The following is a 2,243-nucleotide window of genomic DNA, read 5'->3' on the forward strand; positions in this document are numbered from 1 at the left end:
ATGGTGCTGCCGGAGAGATTTGAACTCTCGGCCTCTCCCTTACCAAGGGAGTGCTCTACCCCTGAGCTACGGCAGCGAGTCGGGTCGTGCCCGCTCCATAGAGGAGCCACGGCTGATCTTCAACGCCCTTCACGCGCGTTCTGGACCGCGGCGGTCCCGTGCGATAGAAGGCGCCATGCCGGAGAGGATCATCCCGCCCGATCTCACGAAGCCGGCGGAACGCGAGCAGAAATCCGACCGCCTGGCGGCAGCGCTCCGCGCCAATCTCGCACGGCGCAAGGCGCAGAGGCGCGCACGCGAGGCGGCTTCGGAGGCCGCTCGCGATGGCGGCGACGAACAGGGATAGAGCAGGCAGCGCATGGACAGCATCCTCGTGCACGGCGGCCAGCGGCTGCAGGGCTCGATCCCGATCTCCGGGGCGAAGAACGCCTGCCTGACGCTGATGCCGGCGGCGCTCCTGACCGACGAGCCGCTGACGCTCACCAACGCGCCGCGGCTCTCGGATATCCGCACCATGTCGACGCTGCTCGAGTCGCTCGGCTGCGAGGTGGCGAGCCTCCAGCAGGGGCGTGTCCTCGTCATAGGGACGCAGGCGATAGCCAACCATCGGGCTGACTACGAGATCGTGCGCAAGATGCGCGCCTCGATCCTCGTTCTCGGCCCGATGCTCGCCCGCGACGGGCATGCCGTCGTCTCGCTCCCCGGTGGCTGCGCCATCGGCGCGCGCCCCGTGGATCTGCACCTCAAGGGGCTCGAGGCGCTCGGCGCGGTGCTCGACCTGCGCGACGGCTACGTGCACGCCTCGGCGCCGAACGGGCTCAAGGGGGCGGTCATCGACTTCCCGCTGGTCTCGGTTGGCGCCACCGAGAACGTGCTGATGGCAGCGACCCTCGCTCGGGGCACCACGGTGCTCAGGAACGCCGCGTGCGAGCCCGAGATCGTCGACCTTGCCGCCTGCCTGCGCCGCATGGGTGCCGAGATCAGCGGCGAGGGGACCGCGACGATCGAGGTCCGCGGGGTCGACCGGCTGCGCGGCGCGACCCATCCGGTGGTGGCCGACCGGATCGAGCTCGGGACCTACATGCTCGCGCCCGCGATCGCCGGGGGAGAGGTGGAGCTGGTCGGGGGGCGGCGCGAGCTGGTCGGCGCCTTCGCCGACAAGCTCGAGGAGGCGGGGATCGAGATCCGCGCCACCAATTCCGGCCTCACCGTCTCGCGGGTGAACGGCCGAGTGCGGGCGGTGGACGTGGCGACCGCCCCCTTCCCCGGCTTCCCGACCGACCTGCAGGCGCAGATGATGGCGCTCCTCACCCTCGCCGAGGGGGTGAGCCACCTCGAGGAGCGCATCTTCGAGAACCGCTTCATGCACGCCCCCGAGCTCATGCGCATGGGGGCGCGGATCGAGGTGCACGGCGGCACCGCCACCGTGACCGGGGTCGAGAAGCTGAAGGGCGCGCCGGTGATGGCGACGGACCTGCGGGCCAGCGTCAGCCTGATCCTCGCCGGCCTCGCCGCCGAGGGGGAAACGCGGGTGGCGCGGGTCTACCACCTCGACCGCGGCTACGAGCGGGTGGAGGAGAAGCTCTCCGCCTGCGGGGCGCGGATCGAGCGGCTGCACGGGACGGCGGCATGACCGGGGACGCCCGCTTCGAGGACGGCGCCGAGCGGCCGCTCCGGCTCCGGGCCGAGGCGCCCGAGGATCTCGAGGTGATGTCGGCCCTGGTGCAGGACGCCATCGCGCAGACCTCGGAGATCGCCTGGTCGCGCAAGCACCGCCGCTTCAGCCTGCTGCTCAACCGCTTCCGCTGGGAGGACGCGCCGGCCGCCGAACGGCAGGGGCGGCCCTACGAGCGGGTGCGTGCGGTCCTCGCCATCGACGGCGTGCTCGCGGCGCGCACCAGCGGCATCGACCCGAAGGACCGCGATCTCGTGCTCGAGCTTCTTGCCCTGACCTTCGAGCCGGCCGAGGCCGGCGCCGGCACGCTGCGTCTCGTCGCCGCTGGCGACGGCGAGATAGCGCTCGACGTCGAATGCCTCGATCTGCGCCTCGCCGACGTGACCCGCCCCTATATCGCCCGGAGCCTGCCGTCGCACGCCGGAGAGTGACGGCGTCTTGCGCGCACGACACTACCTATGCAACTGATATAGCTGGCGTAATCTGGCCCGTTAACCCAACCGCCCCAACCGCTAAGCTCCACGACTCTCCGCTTATCGAGTGCTGCATTGAGTTCGTTCCGGGGTTC

The 2,243-nt window shown here is 70.8% G+C and carries 3 protein-coding genes and 1 tRNA gene; 3 read left to right on the forward strand and 1 reads right to left on the reverse strand.

Going from position 1 to position 2,243, the window contains the following annotated elements; genetic code table 11:
• Position 1: 1 nt before the first annotated feature.
• Positions 2 to 76 (reverse strand) — tRNA-Thr (locus Q0112_RS15865).
• Between the two features lie 99 nt (positions 77 to 175).
• On the opposite strand from Q0112_RS15865, the gene Q0112_RS15870 reads away from it, so the two are divergent.
• The 3 genes from Q0112_RS15870 to Q0112_RS15880 are packed head-to-tail and all read left to right on the forward strand — an operon-like array spanning position 176 to position 2,106.
• Positions 176 to 346 carry a hypothetical protein gene (locus Q0112_RS15870; RefSeq protein WP_297976948.1) on the forward strand — a complete coding sequence of 57 codons (171 nt, stop codon included), beginning with the start codon at positions 176 to 178 and terminating at the stop codon, positions 344 to 346.
• Positions 347 to 358: 12 nt separating this feature from the next.
• Positions 359 to 1,633 (forward strand): UDP-N-acetylglucosamine 1-carboxyvinyltransferase, encoded by a 1,275-nt coding sequence (murA, locus tag Q0112_RS15875; protein WP_297976950.1) that lies wholly within the window; start codon positions 359 to 361, stop codon positions 1,631 to 1,633.
• A complete protein-coding gene (locus Q0112_RS15880; protein ID WP_297976951.1) occupies positions 1,630 to 2,106 on the forward strand; it encodes a DUF2948 family protein in 477 nt (158 codons plus the stop codon). The genes murA and Q0112_RS15880 overlap by 4 nt, the downstream gene beginning before the upstream one ends.
• The last annotated feature ends 137 nt before the right edge of the window (positions 2,107 to 2,243 follow it).

This window comes from uncultured Amaricoccus sp., assembly GCF_937858865.1.
Classification (GTDB): domain Bacteria; phylum Pseudomonadota; class Alphaproteobacteria; order Rhodobacterales; family Rhodobacteraceae; genus Amaricoccus.